Genomic DNA, 18,363 nt, shown 5'->3' with positions numbered 1-18,363 from the left:
AGAGGCGCGCATGACGATATCGCGTACCTCTTTAGCCCTGATCGCCGGGCTGGCCCTCGCATTTCCGGTCGGTAGCGCCCTGTTCGCGCAGAGCGAGGCGGATGGCGGCTATACCGCCGCCGACAACTCGGGAAGCTTCGAGGTCAACGGCATCCATGTCGACGTTACCGGCAAGACGTCCGAGGACGCGCGCGAGGCGGGATGGCGAATCGCGCAGCGCAAAGGCTGGTCGATGCTGTCGAAGCGGCTGACCGGGCATGACGGGTCGCTGTCCGATTCGGCGCTCGATTCGCTGGTCAGCGCGATCGTCATCGACAAGGAGGAAATCGGCCCCAACCGCTACATCGCCGATCTGGGCGTAACCTTCAGCCGCGCCCGTGCCGGGTCGATCCTGGGTGTCGCCACGCAGGTGACCCGTTCGGCGCCGATGCTGATCGTGCCCGTCCAGTGGTCGGGCGGCGTCGGGACGACACTCGAACGCGACACGGCCTGGCAGGACGCGTGGAGCCGGTTCCGCAGCGGCGGCAGCAGCATCGACTATCTGCGCCCGGCGGGAACGGGCCCCGATCCGCTGCTGATCAATGCCGGCCAGGTATCGCGGCGCGGACGCGGCTGGTGGCGCACGGTATTGCGGCAATATGGCGCGTCCGACGTGCTGATCCCGCAGGTCAGGATCATGCGTGAATGGCCGGGCGGCCCCATCATCGCCACCTTCACCGCGGGACACGGCCCCGACAACACCCGAATCACCCAATTTTCGCTGCGCGTCGAAAATGGCGATGCGCTCGACGCGCTGCTCGACGAGGGCGTAAAGCGGATCAACGCCGCCTATGAAAAGGCGTTGAACGATGGCGCGCTGCGCGTCGATCCGCTGCTGACCTATCGTCCCCCACAAGAAGAACAACAACAGCCCGACGAAGCCGATCAGTCGCCCGAGGTGACCGAAACGCCGACACCGAGCGCGCCGTCGACGCCGGCCGCCAACAGCCTGTCGGTGAATATCCAGTTCGATTCGCCCTCGGCCGGATCGGTCACCAGCGCCGAAGCCGTTCTGCGCGGTATTCCGGGCGTCAGTTCCGCAGTTACGACCAGCCTCGCGCTGGGCGGAGTTTCGGTGATGCAGGTATCGTATCAGGGCAGCGTCCAGGCGCTGCGCTCGGCGCTCGAATCGCGCGGCTATCAGGTCAGCCAGGGCGGCAACACACTTCGCATCAGTCGTCCCTCGGCGCCTTCGGGCGGCGGCCAGCCGAGCAACGCTGCAGGCGGATGAGACAGGCCGAACTCCCGCTCGGCTGGCCCGCCGACGCGAGCGAGGACGAATTCCTGATCGGCGAAGCCAATGCACGGGCAGTCCGAATGCTTGAACACCGCGCGTCATGGCCGGTCATGGCGGCGATCATCACCGGACCGCGAAAATCGGGGCGGAGCCTGCTGGCGCGCATTTTCGCGACACGCAGCGGCGGCACGCTTGTCGACGATGCGCAGGACTATGACGAAACCGAGTTGTTTCACGCCTGGAACCGCGCACAGGCCGAACGCAAGCCGCTGCTGATGGTCGCCGACGCCGTACCGCCCGAATGGGAGGTGCAGCTTCCCGATCTGCGCTCGCGCCTCGCCGCGACCCCGGTATTACGGATCGATCCGCCCGACGATGCGCTGATGGCGGCGTTGCTCGAGAGATTGTTCGAACGACGGCACATTCTGGCGCGGCCCGATGTGGTGCAATGGCTCGCACGCAGGATCGAGCGGAGCTATGTTGCGGTGCTGCGCGTGGTCGACGCGATCGAGGACGGGATCGAAGGGCGCCGCGGACGGAAACTGACGATTCCCGTCGCCAAAGAGGTGCTGGGCGGCAGTCCCCTGCTTTGCGAACCGATAGAGGATGAGGAGCGATGAGCCAGAGCGGTACGGCACAGATCGAGGAACCCTCGGCACGCGACGAGGAAAGCCAGGACGATGGGCGCAGGCTGTTCAATCGCGAGCTTTCGTGGCTGGCGTTCAATCGCCGCGTTCTCGAAGAAGCCTGCAATCCCGCACATCCGCTGCTCGAACGGTTACGCTTTCTGTCGATCTCTGCATCGAACCTCGACGAATTCTTCATGGTGCGCGTCGCCGGGCTGAAGGGTCAGCAGGTACAGGGTGTCGAACAGCGCTCGGCCGACGGCCTGACGCCCAGCCAGCAGCTTGCGGCGATCGTCGAACAGGCCAGCGAGCTGGTCGATGACCAGCAGGCGATCTGGCGCGAACTTCATGCAGAACTCGCCGAGGTGGAAATCGATGTCATAGACGCCGAATCGATCGGTGCCGCGGCGGCGGAGGATCTGGAGCTCCACTTCCGCGAGCAGATATTTCCGATCCTGACGCCGCAGGCGCTCGACCCCGCGCATCCCTTTCCGTTTATCCCGAACAAGGGTTTGTCGGTAATTCTCGATCTCGTCCGCGAATCGGACGAAGCGCCCGTCCGCGAACTGGTGCTGCTTCCCGCAACGACTCCGCGCTTTGTCCGGCTTCCCGGCGACCGTGCCCGTTATGTGGCGGTGGAAACGCTCATCAAGCGATTCTCGTCGCTGCTGTTTCCCGGTTACCGGGTGAAGTCGGCAGCAGCGTTCCGCATCCTGCGCGACAGCGATATCGAGATCGAGGAAGAGGCCGAGGACCTCGTTCTCTATTTCCGCAGCGCGATCAAGCGCCGCCGCCGGGGGCGCGTCATCCGGCTGGAAATGGAAACCGATATGAGCCCCGAGCTGGAGGCGGTGCTTCAGGAAGAGTTGGGCGGTATCGAGGCCACGCTGACCGAAACCGGCGGATTTCTGGCGATGAGCGATCTTGCGCTGATCGTCGACGAAGATCGGCCCGACCTCAAATTCTCGCCGTTCAGTCCGCGTTTCCCTGAACGTATCCGCGAATATGGCGGAGATTGCTTCGCCGCGATCCGCGCGAAGGACATCGTCGTCCACCACCCCTATGAGACCTTCGACGTGGTTCTGGCCTTCCTGAAACAGGCGGCGCAGGACCCCGACGTGGTGGCGATCAAGCAGACGCTCTACCGCGCGGGCAAGCAGTCGGCCGTAATCCAGGCGCTGATCGCGGCGGCGGAGGCGGGCAAATCGGTCACCGCCGTGGTCGAGTTGAAGGCACGCTTCGACGAGGAACAGAATCTATACTGGGCGACCGCGCTCGAACGCGCGGGCGTGCAGGTCGTCTACGGCTTTATCGACTGGAAGACTCACGCCAAGGTTTCAATGGTCGTCAGGCGCGAAGGATCGGGCTTTCGCACCTACTGCCATTTCGGCACGGGAAATTATCATCCGGTCACGGCGCGGATCTACACCGATCTGAGCTTCTTCACCGCCAACCCCGACATCGGGTCGGATGCGGCGCAGATCTTCAATTACATTACCGGCTATGTCGAACCCGCCGACCTCGAAAGCATCTCGATCTCGCCGCACGGCCTGCGCGAACGGGTGATCGGTCTGGTCGATGCGGAGATCGCCAATGCCAAGGCGGGAAAGCCGGCGGCGATCTGGGTCAAGATGAACTCGCTCGTCGACCCCGCGATGATCGAAAAGCTCTATGAGGCAAGCAATGCGGGCGTCGAGATAGACCTTGTCGTGCGCGGCATCTGCTGCCTGAGGCCTGGCGTCCCGGGCATGTCGGACAACATCCACGTTAAATCGGTGGTCGGGCGCTTTCTCGAGCACAGCCGCATCTGGGCGTTCGCCAACGGCAAAAACCTGCCGAACGACGGCGCGCATCTTTTCATATCCTCGGCCGACTGGATGCCGCGCAATTTCGACCGGCGGGTCGAATATATGCTGCCGATCACCAATCCGACCGTCCATGATCAGGTGTTAGACCAGGTGATGGTCGCCAATCTGATCGATACCGAGCAGAGCTGGGAACTGAACCCCGACGGCACCTATCAGCGGATCGAACGCGGCTCGCGGCCGTTCAATCTGCATCGCTATTTCATGACCAACCCTTCCTTGTCGGGGCGCGGGGCGGCATCGGACAGCGCCGAATCGATGCCAAAGAAACTTCAGCTCCGCCGTCGGCCGCTGCACCGGGAGAAGTAGGATCGCCACCGGCATCGCGACACGCCTGTTCCGCAAGCCGAGGCCGGATGCGGAAGCGCGACATTCGAAAAGCGCGATCATCGACATCGGGTCGAATTCGATCCGGCTCGTCGTCTATGGCGGGCCGCGCCGTCTGCCGGGCATTCTGTTCAACGAAAAGGTACTGGCCGGGCTGGGCCGCAACCTTTCCGACAGTGGAGAGATAGCCGAAGAGGCGCTTGCGCTGGCCAGACCTGCGCTGGCGAGGTTCGCCGCAATGGCACGCGAGATGAAGGTCGATGATCTCCACACCGTTGCAACTGCGGCGGTCCGCGAGGCCAGCAACGGCCATGAACTGCTCGATTTTGCAGCCAGCCTTGGGCTCGACGTCATGCTGTTGTCGGGTGAGGAAGAGGCGCTGGCAGCGGGGAGGGGGGTGCTGTCGGCGATACCCGATGCGGACGGCATCGTCGGCGATCTGGGTGGCGGAAGCCTGGAACTGGTTCGCGTGGCGAATGGCGAGATTCAGGACCGCGCCTCCTTTCCACTTGGTGTTCTGCGCATCGGAGCGCTGCGCGAGAAGCGTAAGCGTGGCCTTGAAAAGCGCGTGGCCGCGCTGCTCGGCGATGCGGGGTGGAGCGGACGCGGGAAAGGGCTGCCATTTTATCTCGTCGGCGGTTCCTGGCGTGCGCTGGCCCGGCTCGACATGCACCTGACCGGCTATCCGCTGCCCGTCATCCACAATTACACCATGGGCCTCGACAATATCGCGCGGTTGCGCCGGACGATCTCGCATGTCTCGAACGGCAAGCTTCGCTCGATACCCAACCTGTCGAGCGGGCGCGTGCCGACGCTCGGCGACGCCGGGGCGTTGCTGACCGTGCTGTTGCAGGAACTGGGATCGGAAAACACCGTGGTCTCGGCATATGGCCTGCGCGAGGGGTTGTTATACGGCGCGCTCGACAAGGACGAGCAGCGGCAGGACCCGCTTATCGTCGCCGCGCGCGAGGAAGGGCGGCGGCTCGGCCGGTTTCCCGAACATGGTGACCTTCTCGACGAATGGATCGCGCCGCTGTTCGTCGATGAAGACGCGGAGATGACGCGGTTGCGGCATGTATCGTGCCTGCTTGCCGATGTCGGATGGCGCGCCAACCCCGATTTCCGCGCCGAACGCGGGCTTGAAATCGCACTTCACGGCAACTGGGTCGCGATCGATGCATGGGGGCGTGCGCTGGTTGCGCAGGCACTGTTCACCTCGCTTGGCGGCGGAACCGATATCGCCGAGCCGCTTCACGAACTTGCCGAACTCCACGAGCTCGAACGTGCGGTGCAATGGGGTCTCGCGATGCGCTTTGGCCAACGGTGGAGCGGCGGCGTGGCGGGACCGCTAAACCGGTCGTTCCTGCTGTCCGAGCACGGCGCGATCACGCTGGGCCTGACCGACGACGCCGACCGCGCGCTCTACAGCGAAACGGTAGAGCGGCGTCACCGCGCCCTGGCCGACGGGCTGAAGCTCGAACCGAGAGTCGAGGTCTTCAACCGCACTTGAAGCCGGTGACGACATTGCGGTCGTCGAGATTGATGTTCAGCCGATCGGTCCGGTAATCCATCGTGACCGCCATTCCCGGCTGTATCCAGCGCATTCTGGTGGCACCCGACCGCTCCATCGCGTCAGCGGCGAGATCGCTCGTGCCGGTCTGTCCGACCAGGTCGTCAAGCCCGCTGGCATCGCAGCTTCCGGCGCCGACGCGCGGCGGCTGAGCCTCGGGAGGTGCGGTCTGCGCGCAAGCCGTAACCAGTAAGCCAATCGGGATCAGGATTGCGGCGTGTCGCATTCGTCCTCCTCGGTCCGCGTCATCTTCAGCTTGCCGCCACGGACGGTGAAGCCGAGCCGCCCTTCGACGAGCGCAACCGCGTCGCGCCCGAACTGTTCATAGCGCCAACCCTCGAGCACCGGGAGTTGATCCCGCTGCCCCGCCGCCAGCGCTTCGAGGTCGTCGGAGCGGGCGAGCAGGCGGGCGGCAACCGAAATCTCGCGCGCGCGAATCTTGAGCAGCAGCTTGAGCAGATCGGCAACGAGCGCCCCCTCTTTGCCGAGCGAGGGCTTGCGGTCACCCTTCGACGGCATCTCCGCATCGGGAAGCGGCTCGGCATCGGCGATCGCCGCCATCAGCCGGCCGCCGATATCATTGCCGCCCCAGGCGCCCGACAGACCGCGAACCTTGGGCAGGTCACCCTGCTTTTTGGGCGGGTGCGAGGCGATATCGGCCAGCGTTTCGTCCTTGACGATGCGGCCGCGCGGCAAGTTCTTGCCCTGCGCTTCCAATTCACGCCAGCGCGCCAACGATTTCAGCCGTCCGAGCACATCGGCCTTGCGGCTATTGACGCGTACGCGCCGCCACGCGGCGTCGGGATCGTTGAAATAGTTGGACGGATCGCCGAGGCGCTCCATTTCCTCGTTCAGCCAGTTGCCGCGGCCCGTCTTGCGCAGCTTGTTCAGCATCTTGGGAAATATCTTCGACAGGTGCGTGACGTCTGCGATCGCGTAATCGAGCTGACGCTTGTCGAGCGGGCGCCGGCTCCAGTCGGTAAAGCGCGCGCCTTTGTCGATCTGAACATTCAGATAGGCATCGACCAAGTTCGAATAGCCGATCTGTTCCCCCTGACCGAGCGCCATCGCCGCGATCTGCGTGTCGAACAGCGGGTGGGGTGTCTTGCCGGTCATGTTGTAGACGATTTCGAGATCCTGCCCACCGGCGTGGAAGACCTTCAGCACGTCCTCGTTGTTCACGAGCAGGTCGAGCAACGGGGCGAGGTCGATATCGGGCGCCATCGGGTCGATCGCGGCAGCCTCGTTCTCATCGGCGATCTGGATGAGGCACAGTTCGGGATAATAGCTGTTTTCCCGCATGAATTCGGTATCGACGGTGACGAACGGCGATTGGGCGAGGCGCGAACAGAGATTGGCGAGGGTCGCGCTGTCCTCGATCAGGTCGTGAATATTCATCCTGCCCCCATAGACCGCCGCGTGCGGGTTGACAAAGCGGCGTGTGGCGCGGATTGCCCGCGCCAATCAACTTTTCGTGGAAAATTGGAAGACCTAGTGACCATGCACGCCTATCGCACCCATAATTGCGGTGATCTGCGCCCCGGCCATGTCGGCGAGGAAGTCCGCCTTTCGGGCTGGGTTCACAAGAAACGTGACCATGGCGACCTGGTGTTCATCGACCTGCGCGACCATTACGGCATCACCCAGATCGTGACCGAGGTCGACGGGCCGGCATTTCAGGTCATCGAGAGCCTGCGCAACGAATCGGTCGTCACGATCACCGGCAAGGTCGTCGCACGCGACAAGGAAGCGGTGAACCCCAACCTGTCGACCGGCGGGATCGAGGTTCGCGTCACCGAGGCGACCGTCCAGTCGGCGGCGCAGGAACTGCCGATGCCGGTGGCGGGCGACGCCGAATATCCCGAGGATATCCGCCTGCGCTATCGCTTCCTCGATCTCCGGCGCGAACGGCTGCACCGCAACATCGTGCTGCGCTCGAACGTCATCACCTCGATCCGGCAGCGCATGGTCGATCAGGGCTTCACCGAATTCCAGACGCCGATCCTGACCGCGTCGTCGCCCGAGGGCGCGCGCGACTATCTGGTGCCGAGCCGCGTCCATCCGGGCAAGTTCTACGCGCTGCCGCAGGCGCCGCAGATGTTCAAGCAGTTGCTGATGGTCGCCGGCTTCGACCGCTATTTCCAGATCGCGCCGTGCTTCCGCGACGAAGACGCGCGCGCCGACCGCAGCCCCGGCGAATTCTACCAGCTCGATTTCGAAATGAGCTTCGTCACACAGGAAGACGTGTTCAACGCGATCGAGCCGGTGCTGCACGGCGTTTTCGAGGAGTTCGCCGGAGACCGCAGCGTCTCCGCGCTGCCGTTCCGCCGCATTCCCTACAAGGAAGCGATGCTGAAATACGGGTCGGACAAGCCCGACCTGCGCAACCCGATCGAGATCAAGGACGTCACCGAGCATTTCAAGGGCTCGGGCTTCGGCCTGTTCGACCGCATCGTGTCGGGCGGCGGCGTCGTCCGCGCGATCCCGGCGCCCAAGACCGCGGACAAGAGCCGCAAGTTCTTCGACGACATGAACGAATGGGCGCGCTCCGAAGGCCATGCCGGGCTTGGCTACATCACCCGCAAGGGCGGTGAGTTCGGCGGACCGATCGCCAAGAACCACGGCGTCGAGGAAACCGAAAAGCTGGCCGAAGCGATCGGCCTCGGCCCCGATGACGGCGTGTTCTTCGCCGCCGGCAAGGAAGCGCAAGCCGCCAAGCTGGCGGGTGCCGCACGCGCACGCGTCGGCGAGGAGTTGGGGCTGATCGACGAGAACCGTTTCGAATTCTGCTGGATCGTCGATTTTCCGATGTTCGAATATGACGAGGACGAAAAGCGGATCGATTTCAGCCACAATCCCTTCTCGATGCCGCAGGGCGAGATGGAGGCGCTGGAAACGAAGGACCCGCTCGATATCCTCGCCTATCAGTACGACATCGTCTGCAACGGCGTCGAACTGAGCTCGGGCGCGATCCGGAACCACCGTCCGGAGATCATGTACAAGGCGTTCGAAATTGCGGGGTACAGCCAGGAGGAGGTCGACAAGAACTTCTCCGGCATGATCAACGCGTTCAAATACGGCGCGCCACCGCACGGCGGCTCGGCCCCCGGCATCGACCGCATGGTCATGCTGCTCGCCGGTGAACCGAACATCCGCGAGGTCGTGACCTTCCCGATGAACCAGCGCGCCGAAGACCTGATGATGGGGGCACCGGGCGAGGTGTCCGCAAAGCAGCTTCGTGAACTCGGCATCCGGATCGTCGAACAGCCGGGGCAGGGCGACAAGAAAAAGGATGTGCCAGAGGTCGTCGCGCCCGATGCGGGCTGACCCCCAACCAACTGCGTCGGGCGGCATGCAGCAGGTGGTCGATTTCGTACTGGAAATCGACAAGCTGAAGCATGTCACCCGCAAGACCAAGCCGATCGGGCTCGACCGGCATGAAAATTCGGCCGAGCATAGCTGGCAGATCGCGCTGTTCGCGCACGCACTTGCGCCGCACGCCGACAGTCCCGTCGATATTTCGCGCGTGGTGACGATGCTGCTCGTGCATGATCTGGGCGAGATCGATACCGGCGACACGATCGTCTTTGCCGATATCGACTGGGAAGCGGCGAAGCGCGACGAACTGACCGCGATCCGGCGGATCCTGGGCCATCTTCCGTCGGAAACCGCTGCGCCGCTGATCGCGCTGTGGGAAGAGTTCGAGGCGAATGAAAGCGACGACGCGCGCTTCGCCAATGCGCTCGACCGCGCGATGCCTGCGCTTCTGAACCTGAACAACCAGGGCCAAAGCTGGCGCGAAAACGGGATCAGCTACGACCGCGTGGTTCGCAGGATCGAGGCGCCGATTCGTGACGGATGTCCGGGACTGTGGCATTATATGTCCGCCCGGCTTGCCGAGGCGAACGAAAAGGGATGGTTCGGGGCGTGACGATCAGGCTGGCGAATTTCGAGAAGGGTGCGAAGTTCGACGGCGATTACGGCAATGCGCTCAAGGCCATCCAGAAGCGGCTGCGCAATATCCAGGTCGCGCATATCGTCCACAAGCGTCCGGCGATTATCGTGCTCGAAGGTTGGGACGCGGCGGGGAAGGGCGGCATCGTCAAGCGCCTGACCGCCGAGTGGGACCCGCGCTATTTCGAGGTCTGGCCGATCGCCGCGCCCACTTCCGACGAAAAGGCGCGGCATTTCCTCTGGCGCTTCTGGACGCGACTGCCCGAAGCGGGGGACGTCAATGTGTTCGACCGCAGCTGGTACGGACGCGTGCTGGTCGAACGGGTCGAGCGCTTTGCCTCCGAGGATGAGTGGCGTCGCGGGTACGCCGAGATCAACGCGTTCGAAAAGCAGCAGGCGGAAAACGGCGCGACGATCGTGAAGCTGTTCGTGCACATCACGCAGAAAACGCAGGACAGGCGATTGCGCGCGCGGATCGAGAACCCGTGGAAGCGCTGGAAGACGGGCCTGGAGGATTATCGCAACCGTGCCCGTCGCGAGGACTATCTCGACGCGATGCACGACATGTTCGCACGCACGCATACCGAATGGGCGCCGTGGCACGTGATTGACGGCAACAACAAGAAGGCTGCCCGGATAGCGGCGCTGACCGCCATCGCCGACCGGCTCGAGGCGAATGTTTCGATGACCGCACCACCGCTGGACCCGGAGGTCCGGCGCGTGGCCCGATCGGCGCTGGGCGACGATCAGGTGGCGGGCGCGAACTCGCCCTGATCGTCCATGACGTGCAGAATGCCGTCCATGATTGCGAAATAGGCACCGTGAAGCTTTAGCTTGCCCGCATCCTCGCGCGTCTTGACGAAGTCGAAGGTCCGCAGATTGCGAAGCGAGATGCGCACGGTTTCCAGCTCGAGCGCGCGCGCGCCCTCTGCGCCGTCGCCATGTTCGGCGACGATTCGGTCGCGCGGCTCGTCGAGCATGTCGACCCAGTGCGAGATGAATGCGCCCTGTCCTTCGGGGGCGTCCTTGAACCCGCGTGACAGTGCGGCCTGGCACCCGCCGCACGAACCATGGCCCATCACGACGACATTGGGCACCTCAAGCTGCGTGACCGCGAATTCCAGCGCGGCGGAAACACCGTGCCGCCCGCCGCCTTCTTCATAAGGCGGAACAAGGTTCGCGACGTTGCGTACCGAGAAGATCTCGCCCGGCGACACATCGAAGATCAACGCCGGATCGACTCGGCTATCCGAACAGGCAATGACCATGAACTGCGGCGATTGTCCTTCGCGCAGGTCGGCCCAGCGTTCGTGCTGGCGTGCATAATCACCGGCACGGAAGCGCCGATACCCATCGAGCAGTGTTGCAAATCCATCCATGGCGGTTGTTGATAGCGCGCAATGCGGGGGTGGCAAGGGCGCGCGTGGATCGCTATCTGGCCTGTCATGAACGACGTTACCGAACTCGCCCGGCCGCCGCGGCAGCGCAAGCCCGACTGGATCCGCGTAAAGGCGCCGACTTCGGCCGGCTTTGCCGAGACCAAGCGGCTGATGCGCGAAAAGAATCTCGCGACCGTTTGCGAGGAGGCCGCCTGCCCGAATATCGGCGAGTGCTGGACGAAGAAGCACGCCACGGTGATGATCCTTGGCGATACCTGCACGCGCGCCTGCGCCTTCTGCAACGTCAAGACCGGCATGCCGCGCATGGTCGACCCCAAGGAGCCGCAGCATGTCGCCGATGTCGCGGTGCAGATGGGGCTGAAGCATATCGTCATCACGTCGGTCGACCGTGACGATCTGCCCGACGGCGGCGCGCGGCAGTTCGTCAAGGTGATCGAGGCGCTTCGCCGCGACGCGCCCGATACGACGATCGAGATCCTGACACCCGATTTTCGCAACAAGCACGAGGCGGCGATCGAGATGATCGTTGCCGCGCGGCCCGACGTGTTCAACCATAACCTGGAAACCGTACCGCGCCTCTATCCGACGATCCGGCCGGGCGCGCGCTACTACGCTTCGTTGCGGCTGCTCGAACAGGTCAAGAAGCTCGATCCGTCGATCTTCACCAAGTCGGGCATCATGCTCGGGCTCGGCGAGCAGCGGCTCGAAGTGCATCAGGTGATGGACGACATGCGTTCGGCCGATATCGATTTCCTGACGATGGGCCAGTATCTCCAGCCGACGCCGAAGCACGCCAAGGTCGCCGATTTCGTCACGCCACAGGCGTTCGACGCCTTTGCCAGCATCGCCCGCGCCAAGGGCTTTCTGATGGTCGCTTCGTCGCCGCTGACACGGTCGAGCTATCATGCCGGCGACGATTTCGAGCAGATGCGCGCCGCGCGCGAGGCGAAGCTCGCCAAGGCCGCCGCGAGAAGCTGAACCGAGCGCCGATGCCGAAGCATAGCGAGACCCGCCACCTACCCTATTCGCCGGAACAGATGTTCGATCTGGTGGCCGATGTCGGGCGTTATGACGAGTTTCTGCCGTGGGTGACGGCAATCCGCGTCCGGTCGAGTTCGGAAACGCAGATGGTCGCCGACATGATCGTCGGTTTCAAAGGTTTGCGCGAAACCTTTACATCAAAAGTCGAAAAACAGCGCCCTGACCATATCCGCGTGGATTATGTCGACGGGCCGCTGAAATATCTCAATAACGACTGGAAGTTCCGCCCCGATGGGGAAGGAGGCTGCTATGTCGACTTCTGCGTCGATTTCGCGTTCAAGAGCCGGGTGTTCGAAATGCTGGCAGGCCAGGTGTTCGACCGTGCGCTGCGCAAGATGATCGGCGCGTTCGAAAAGCGCGCCGCCGCGCTTTACGAAGGTTCTTCCGACGATGCTGGCGGACGCGATCCCGGCATCAACAATTCCAGCGCGCACAACGCGGCCTGAAGCCGGACGGACCCGCGCCCTTCGTCGTCGAACGAACGCGAATCGGCGATGACTTCCTTGGGATCGGCGCCTTTTTCGGCGCGCGCGAACACCACGGTGCCGACCGGCTTCTTTTCGGTGCCGCCATCGGGACCGGCGATGCCGGTAACGGCAACCGCGACATCGGCCTGTGTCTCGTCGAGGACACCCTGCGCCATCGCCCATGCGACCGCTACCGACACCGAACCGAAGGTTTCGAGCAGATCGAGGCTGACGTCGAGCAATTCGAGCTTCGCTTCGTTCGAATAGGTCACAAACCCCGCCTCGAACACGTCCGACGAGCCGGGTATTTCCGTGAGCGCCGCGCTGACGAGCCCGCCGGTGCAGCTTTCGGCGATCGCGATCCGGCGGCCTTCTGCGCGGTTGGCGTCAAGAACGCGGCGCGCCGCGTCGACCAGTTGCTGAGGAAGGATAGTGTCCATGGTTCAACCCTGTTGGTTCGTGCAGATGCGGAGCGGCAGATCGATTCCGCCGGCGCCGTTTGCGGTCGCAACGCGACCGCGTTCCGCCATGTCGTAAATGGCAACGAAAAGCTTGCCCAAATTCTCCGCGGGCAGCGGCTCGATCATCGTGACGATGGTGTTGAGGTTCCGGCAGTCCGCCGGCTGGATATTCTGCGTGAACATCGGCGCCAGCATCGGGCCGACAAGCGTTCGGGCGAAATCGCCGCTCAGCAGGCCCGATATGTCGGCGCCGGCAACCCCCTGAAGCGCGCGTTGCGCGCCCGGCCAGGCACCCGCTGCCGCCCGCCGATATTTGCCCAGCATCGCGCCCGTCTGGTTCCGCAGGAGCGCGGATGCAGGCAGCGTGGAGGAACATTTCTGACCCGCCGCCTGCAACAGGTCGGGCGCGATCAGTTGCACCAGCGAAGCGGCATCGTCGCGGTTGACGCACGGTATCGGGGCGGCGGGCTCGGCCGCTTGTGCCGCCGTGGCGCCGGTCAGCGCCGAAAGCGCGAGCAGCGCCGCAAATGCCTTTCGCATTCCAGTCTCCATCATTGGGCGATTCGAACCGTGGCGATTGCCTGAGCCGCTATTCCCTCGCGGCGCCCGGTGAACCCGAGACGCTCGGTCGTGGTGGCCTTGATGCTAATTCGGCTGCGATCAAGCCGCAACATCGATGCGATGCGGTCGCGCATGGCGTCCCGATACGGGCCGATTTTGGGAGCCTCGCACATCAGCGTCAGGTCGATGAAGTCGATCATGCCGCCGGCGTCCGTGACGAGGCTCGCCGCATGTTCGAGGAACCGGGCGGAGTCGGCCCCGCGCCATTGCGGATCGCTGGGCGGGAAATGGGTGCCGATATCGCCTGCCGCGATCGTGCCGAGCAGCGCGTCGGTTACGGCATGAAGCGCGACATCGGCGTCGCTATGGCCCGAAAGCCCGCGATCATGCGGAATGAGCACGCCGCCCAGCCATAGTTTCTCACCCGCTTCAAGCCGGTGAACGTCGAAGCCGATGGCGCTGCGGGTAATCTGGCGCCCGTACAACGCCTCGGCAGCCGCGAAATCGGCGGGATAGGTGAGTTTGTTCAAACGATCATCCCCGGCAACGGTCGCAACGCGCTGTCCCGCGGCGCGCAGGATCTGGGCATCGTCGGTCGCCTCCTTATCGGCGGGCCACGCACGATGCGCACGCAGAATCGCATCGAAAGCGAACGCCTGCGGCGTCTGCACGCGCGCGATGCCGTCGCGCGGAACAACATTCCCGAGATCGCCGCTCGCCATGGCCAGCGTGTCCGCGACGGGAAGCACCGGTACCGCGCCGGGCGCGTCGTCGAGAGCATCGAGAACGCGCTCGATTACCTCGGAAGGAAGGAAGGGCCGTGCCGCGTCATGGACAAGCACGCGATCCGCGCCACCTTCCGCTGCGATTGCTTCCAGCCCCAGCCGGACCGACTCGCGCCGCGTTTCGCCGCCCGCTACCGTCCAGACGTCACCCAGCGCGCTGCGCAACTGGTCGCCCTGATCGCGTCCTGCAACCACGAGCACCGCGTCGATTCGAGGGTGTGACGTCATGGCGGCATGGCTGTGCGCGATCATCGCCTTGCCGGCGACGCGGACAAATTGCTTTGGCAAGGCGGCGCCCGACCGCGAGCCGTTTCCGGCGGCGACGATCAGCGCGACGGTGCGATGCGCGTTCATGGACCGGGGCGTTAGCGCAAGCCGCCCCGCGCCGCCAGCCTTGCGAAGCTGCCGATGATCGCGTAGAGGCTGCCTGTTTTTCAGGCACATTATGAACAAACTCGCTCCCATCCAGATCGGCCCCGTCCGGATCGACTCCCCGGTGCTGCTCGCGCCGATGACCGGCGTTACCGACCTTCCGTTCCGCCGCCTCGTGCGTCGCTACGGGTCGGGCCTCAACGTGACCGAAATGATCGCCAGCCAGGCCGCGATCCGCGAAACCCGGCAGTCGATCCGCAAGGCGGCGTGGGATCCGATCGAGGAACCGGTGTCGATGCAGCTTGTCGGCAATACGCCCAAGGAAATGGGGGAGGCGGCAAAGCTCAACGAGGATCGCGGCGCTGCGATCATCGACATCAATATGGGCTGCCCGGTGCGCAAGGTGACCAATGGCTATGCCGGATCGGCGCTGATGCGCGAGCCCGACCTCGCCAAGCGGCTCATCGAGGCGACGGTCAATGCGGTATCGGTGCCCGTCACGCTGAAGATGCGGATGGGCTGGGACCATAACAGCCTGAATGCCCCCGAACTTGCTCGCGCGGCCGAAGAAATCGGTGTGAAGATGATCACCGTGCATGGCCGTACCCGGTGCCAGATGTATAAGGGGTCGGCCGACTGGGCGTTCATTCGTTCGGTGAAGGAGGCGGTGAGCGTGCCGGTTATCGTCAATGGCGACATCTGCTCGATCGAGGATGCCGAACAGGCGCTCGATCAGTCAGGTGCTGACGGCGTGATGGTCGGACGCGGCGCTTATGGCAAGCCATGGCTGCTGGGACAGATGATGCACTGGTTCGCCACCGGCGAACGGCTCGCAGATCCCAGCCTTGAGGAACAATATCTAACGATCGCAGAGCATTATGATGCGATGCTAAGCCATTATGGCACCGAAGTCGGCGTCAATGTCGCGCGCAAGCATATTGGGTGGTACACGCGCGGCCTCCACGGCTCGGCAGAGTTCCGCAACCGGGTGAACCAGATCCCCGATCCGGAAGAGGTCAAGGCGATGCTCGCCGACTTCTATGCGCCGTGGCGCACACGGGTCGCCGCCTGAGCGCCATGGCCGATATCGGGCCTGGCGAAACATTGCGAAGGCCAGGACATGCCGAGCTGATCGCGGCGCTGCCGGTGGCAGCGCTGGTACTCGACAGGGCAGGGCGGATCGTGCTGGCGAACACCGCCTGCGAACATCTCGTCAACCGGTCCGAACGGTCGATGCTCGGCAAACCGCTCGAATCGGTGCTGAAGCCGCCGGCGGGCTATGGCGACCGGCGCGAGGAGCTGGGCTTTGCCGCTTATGATGCCGAAATCGCATTGACGCGCGGCGGAACGTTGCGCGCCGATTTCATCGAAACCGCCATGTCCGATCAGTTCGCTTTCCGCGTGGTCACGCTTCACAACAAGGCTCCGGGCCACCGGATCGACCGGACCGCGGGCGCGCGGGCGGCGATCGGCGCCGCGGCGATGCTCGCGCATGAGATCAAGAACCCGCTTTCGGGCATTCGCGGGGCGGCGCAACTGCTGCAATCGGGTGTCGATGACGGTGACGCCATGACGTCGCTGATCATCACCGAGGTCGACCGGATCGCGGCGCTGATCGACCGGATGGAAGATTTCACCGACACGCGACCACTCGCGCTTCAGGCGACCAACATCTATACGTCGCTCGGCCATGCCCGGCAGGTGGCCGAGGCCGGGTTTGCCCGCGGTATCGCGATCGAGGAAGAGTTCGACCCTTCATTGCCCCCGGTGCTGGTCGATCGCGATGCGCTGCTCCAGATCCTCGTCAATCTGCTCAAAAATGCTTCCGAGGCGGCCGCGACGGCCGACGAACCGCGCCTGCGTATCGCCACGGCCTATCGCCACGGCATGTCGATCAGCGTCGGCCCCGGTCACCCGCGCCGACCGCTGCCGATCGAGGTGGCTATCATGGACAACGGCCCGGGCGCGCCCGAAGATATCGCCGAGCATTTGTTCGAACCCTTTGTCTCGGGCAAACCCGAAGGGAAGGGGCTCGGCCTGCCGCTCGTCGACAAGCTGGTGCGGGAAATGGGGGGACGCGTGCAATATGCCCGCGAGGGATTTGCCGAAAAGATGACGGTGTTTCGCCTGTTCCTGCCGAGGGCCGACGGATGAGCGAGGCTGCCGACATTCTGGTTGTCGATGACGACGCCGCGATCCGTACCGTCGTGACCGCGTCGCTGCGCCGCGCGGGATATTCGGTTCGCTCGGCCGAAACGCTTGCCGGGATGCGTGACGAGCTCAACAAGCGGATTCCCGCGCTCCTCATCAGCGATGTGGTGCTGCCCGATGGCGACGGGCTGGATGTCGTGACCGAGCTGGCATCCGACCATCCCGACCTTCCCATCATCGTCCTGTCGGCAAAAAACACGCTGTCGACCGCGGTTCGGGCGACCGAGGCCGGGGCGTTCGAATATCTGCCCAAGCCGTTCGACCTCGACGAGCTGGCGGCAACGGTGGCACGAGCGCTCGACCGGCGGGAGCGCGTCGCCGAGACGCCCGAACCGGCGGCCGAGGAAGCCGTTCCGCTGATCGGGCGATCGCCCGCCATGCAGGAGGTGTACCGCATCATCGCCCGCGTGGTGTCGAACGATCTTACGGTTCTGGTCTCGGGCGAATCGGGGACGGGTAAGGAGCTTGTCGCGCGCGCCATCCACGATCTCGGGCACCGGCGGAAGGCACCCTTCGTCGCACTCAATATGGCGGCGATCCCGCGCGAACTGATCGAGGCCGAATTGTTCGGCCATGAACGAGGCGCCTTTACCGGTGCCCAGGCGCGCGCCGCCGGCAAGTTCGAACAGGCCTCAGGCGGCACGCTGTTCCTCGATGAAATCGGCGACATGCCGATGGATGCGCAGACGCGGTTGCTTCGCGTGCTGCAATCGGGCGAATTCACCACCGTCGGCGGTTCGCGCACGATCCGGGCGAATGTCAGGATCGTGGCCGCGACGAACAAGAATCTCGAACGGCTGGTGAAGGAAAACCAGTTCCGTGAAGACCTGTTCTACCGCCTGAACGTCGTGCCGATCGCGCTTCCCGCACTGCGCGAAAGACGGCAGGACATCCCGTTGCTTGCGCGTCATTTCCTTGAGCTTGCGGCAAAGGAAGGACTGCCGCGGAAGCAGCTCGATACGTCGGCCATGGCGTTGCTCGAGGCACAGAGCTGGCCGGGCAATGTCAGAGAGCTGGAAAATCTGATGCGCCGCGCGACCGTGCTCGGCCGCGATGACCGGATCGGCGCTGACGAAATCGAACGGATGCTCGGCGATGCGGCAAGCGTCGCGCCGCCCGTTGCACCGCAGGATATCGAAGCTGTCGTTCGCGCAAGGCTCAACGAAATTATCCGCACGGAACCTAGTGCTCTCGACCAGGGCACGCTCTACAAACGCATGATCGGCGATGTCGAACATGCCCTATTCGAGGCGCTGCTAGAACGCTTCGACAACAACCAGCTTCGTACCGCCGCCGCACTCGGCATCAATCGAAACACCTTGCGAAGCAAGCTCGACAAGCTGGGCATAGAAACCTGAAACCGGCGACACTTCGTTGCTCCGATGCGACAGTTCGCGTGACGCCCGCGTAAAAACCGTTTCCCTTGCGCCGCACCTGTTGTATCGCT

Annotated in this window: 18 protein-coding genes; 12 read left to right on the top strand and 6 right to left on the bottom strand. The window is 64.1% G+C overall.

Annotation, left to right across the window (positions count from 1 at the left end; all coding sequences use genetic code 11):
* Nucleotides 1-10: 10 nt before the first annotated feature.
* From J7S20_RS03740 to J7S20_RS03725, 4 genes are read left to right on the top strand one after another with little or no spacing between them, the layout of a single operon-like run.
* A complete protein-coding gene (locus J7S20_RS03740) occupies nucleotides 11-1,270 on the top strand; it encodes a heavy-metal-associated domain-containing protein (protein WP_284052882.1) in 1,260 nt (419 codons plus the stop codon).
* Nucleotides 1,267-1,896, top strand: coding sequence for a P-loop NTPase family protein (locus J7S20_RS03735; RefSeq protein WP_284052881.1), 630 nt, complete (start codon nucleotides 1,267-1,269; stop codon nucleotides 1,894-1,896). The genes J7S20_RS03740 and J7S20_RS03735 overlap by 4 nt, the downstream gene beginning before the upstream one ends.
* The gene (locus J7S20_RS03730; protein ID WP_284052880.1) at nucleotides 1,893-4,076 is read left to right on the top strand and encodes an RNA degradosome polyphosphate kinase; all 2,184 of its coding nucleotides are present in this window, start codon (nucleotides 1,893-1,895) and stop codon (nucleotides 4,074-4,076) included. The genes J7S20_RS03735 and J7S20_RS03730 overlap by 4 nt, the downstream gene beginning before the upstream one ends.
* A 13-nt stretch (nucleotides 4,077-4,089) precedes the next feature.
* On the top strand, nucleotides 4,090-5,604 hold the full coding sequence (locus J7S20_RS03725) for a Ppx/GppA family phosphatase (RefSeq protein WP_284053392.1): 1,515 nt from the start codon (nucleotides 4,090-4,092) through the stop codon (nucleotides 5,602-5,604).
* Here J7S20_RS03725 and J7S20_RS03720 read toward each other — a convergent pair.
* Both J7S20_RS03720 and rnd read right to left on the bottom strand, forming a co-directional pair.
* The gene (locus tag J7S20_RS03720) at nucleotides 5,591-5,890 is read right to left on the bottom strand and encodes an I78 family peptidase inhibitor (RefSeq protein ID WP_284052879.1); all 300 of its coding nucleotides are present in this window, start codon (nucleotides 5,888-5,890) and stop codon (nucleotides 5,591-5,593) included. The two genes, J7S20_RS03725 and J7S20_RS03720, sit on opposite strands and share 14 nt — an antisense overlap.
* Entirely contained in the window at nucleotides 5,869-7,062 is a 1,194-nt protein-coding gene (rnd, locus tag J7S20_RS03715; RefSeq protein WP_284052878.1) for a ribonuclease D, read from the bottom strand. Before rnd ends, J7S20_RS03720 begins: the two co-directional genes overlap by 22 nt.
* A 102-nt stretch (nucleotides 7,063-7,164) precedes the next feature.
* On the opposite strand from rnd, the gene aspS reads away from it, so the two are divergent.
* The 3 genes from aspS to J7S20_RS03700 are packed head-to-tail and all read left to right on the top strand — an operon-like array spanning nucleotide 7,165 to nucleotide 10,392.
* A complete protein-coding gene (gene aspS, locus J7S20_RS03710; RefSeq protein WP_284052877.1) occupies nucleotides 7,165-8,991 on the top strand; it encodes an aspartate--tRNA ligase in 1,827 nt (608 codons plus the stop codon).
* A gap of 25 nt (nucleotides 8,992-9,016) precedes the next feature.
* Nucleotides 9,017-9,595, top strand: coding sequence for an HD domain-containing protein (locus tag J7S20_RS03705; protein WP_284052876.1), 579 nt, complete (start codon nucleotides 9,017-9,019; stop codon nucleotides 9,593-9,595).
* Entirely contained in the window at nucleotides 9,592-10,392 is an 801-nt protein-coding gene (locus J7S20_RS03700) for a polyphosphate kinase 2 family protein (protein ID WP_284052875.1), read from the top strand. The genes J7S20_RS03705 and J7S20_RS03700 overlap by 4 nt, the downstream gene beginning before the upstream one ends.
* Here the strand turns inward: J7S20_RS03700 and J7S20_RS03695 are convergent.
* Entirely contained in the window at nucleotides 10,365-10,997 is a 633-nt protein-coding gene (locus J7S20_RS03695) for a carbonic anhydrase (protein WP_284052874.1), read from the bottom strand. The genes J7S20_RS03700 and J7S20_RS03695 overlap by 28 nt on opposite strands.
* A 66-nt stretch (nucleotides 10,998-11,063) precedes the next feature.
* On the opposite strand from J7S20_RS03695, the gene lipA reads away from it, so the two are divergent.
* Both lipA and J7S20_RS03685 read left to right on the top strand, forming a co-directional pair.
* On the top strand, nucleotides 11,064-11,996 hold the full coding sequence (gene lipA, locus J7S20_RS03690) for a lipoyl synthase (protein WP_284052873.1): 933 nt from the start codon (nucleotides 11,064-11,066) through the stop codon (nucleotides 11,994-11,996).
* A gap of 11 nt (nucleotides 11,997-12,007) precedes the next feature.
* Nucleotides 12,008-12,505: a type II toxin-antitoxin system RatA family toxin gene (locus J7S20_RS03685; protein WP_284052872.1), complete on the top strand. Its 498-nt coding sequence runs from the start codon at nucleotides 12,008-12,010 to the stop codon at nucleotides 12,503-12,505.
* Here J7S20_RS03685 and J7S20_RS03680 read toward each other — a convergent pair.
* From J7S20_RS03680 to J7S20_RS03670, 3 genes are read right to left on the bottom strand one after another with little or no spacing between them, the layout of a single operon-like run.
* Entirely contained in the window at nucleotides 12,430-12,966 is a 537-nt protein-coding gene (locus J7S20_RS03680; RefSeq protein WP_284052871.1) for a CinA family protein, read from the bottom strand. The genes J7S20_RS03685 and J7S20_RS03680 overlap by 76 nt on opposite strands.
* A 3-nt stretch (nucleotides 12,967-12,969) precedes the next feature.
* On the bottom strand, nucleotides 12,970-13,527 hold the full coding sequence (locus J7S20_RS03675; RefSeq protein ID WP_284052870.1) for a hypothetical protein: 558 nt from the start codon (nucleotides 13,525-13,527) through the stop codon (nucleotides 12,970-12,972).
* A gap of 11 nt (nucleotides 13,528-13,538) precedes the next feature.
* Complete coding sequence (locus J7S20_RS03670) at nucleotides 13,539-14,687, bottom strand: bifunctional 2-C-methyl-D-erythritol 4-phosphate cytidylyltransferase/2-C-methyl-D-erythritol 2,4-cyclodiphosphate synthase (RefSeq protein ID WP_284052869.1); 1,149 nt, start codon at nucleotides 14,685-14,687, stop codon at nucleotides 13,539-13,541.
* 91 nt (nucleotides 14,688-14,778) lie between these two features.
* Between J7S20_RS03670 and dusB the strand changes: the two genes are divergently transcribed.
* The 3 genes from dusB to ntrC are packed head-to-tail and all read left to right on the top strand — an operon-like array spanning nucleotide 14,779 to nucleotide 18,274.
* The gene (dusB, locus tag J7S20_RS03665) at nucleotides 14,779-15,777 is read left to right on the top strand and encodes a tRNA dihydrouridine synthase DusB (RefSeq protein WP_284052868.1); all 999 of its coding nucleotides are present in this window, start codon (nucleotides 14,779-14,781) and stop codon (nucleotides 15,775-15,777) included.
* 5 nt (nucleotides 15,778-15,782) lie between these two features.
* Entirely contained in the window at nucleotides 15,783-16,859 is a 1,077-nt protein-coding gene (locus tag J7S20_RS03660) for a two-component system sensor histidine kinase NtrB (protein ID WP_284052867.1), read from the top strand.
* Nucleotides 16,856-18,274, top strand: a complete 1,419-nt coding sequence (gene ntrC / locus J7S20_RS03655; RefSeq protein ID WP_284052866.1) for a nitrogen regulation protein NR(I) — start codon at nucleotides 16,856-16,858, stop codon at nucleotides 18,272-18,274. The genes J7S20_RS03660 and ntrC overlap by 4 nt, the downstream gene beginning before the upstream one ends.
* Nucleotides 18,275-18,363 lie beyond the last annotated feature (89 nt).

It is taken from the genome of Stakelama marina (genome assembly GCF_018122655.1).
GTDB lineage: Bacteria > Pseudomonadota > Alphaproteobacteria > Sphingomonadales > Sphingomonadaceae > Sphingomonas > Sphingomonas marina.
Note: the sequence above shows the minus strand (reverse complement) of the source record. Positions and strands in the feature narration are given on the sequence as shown.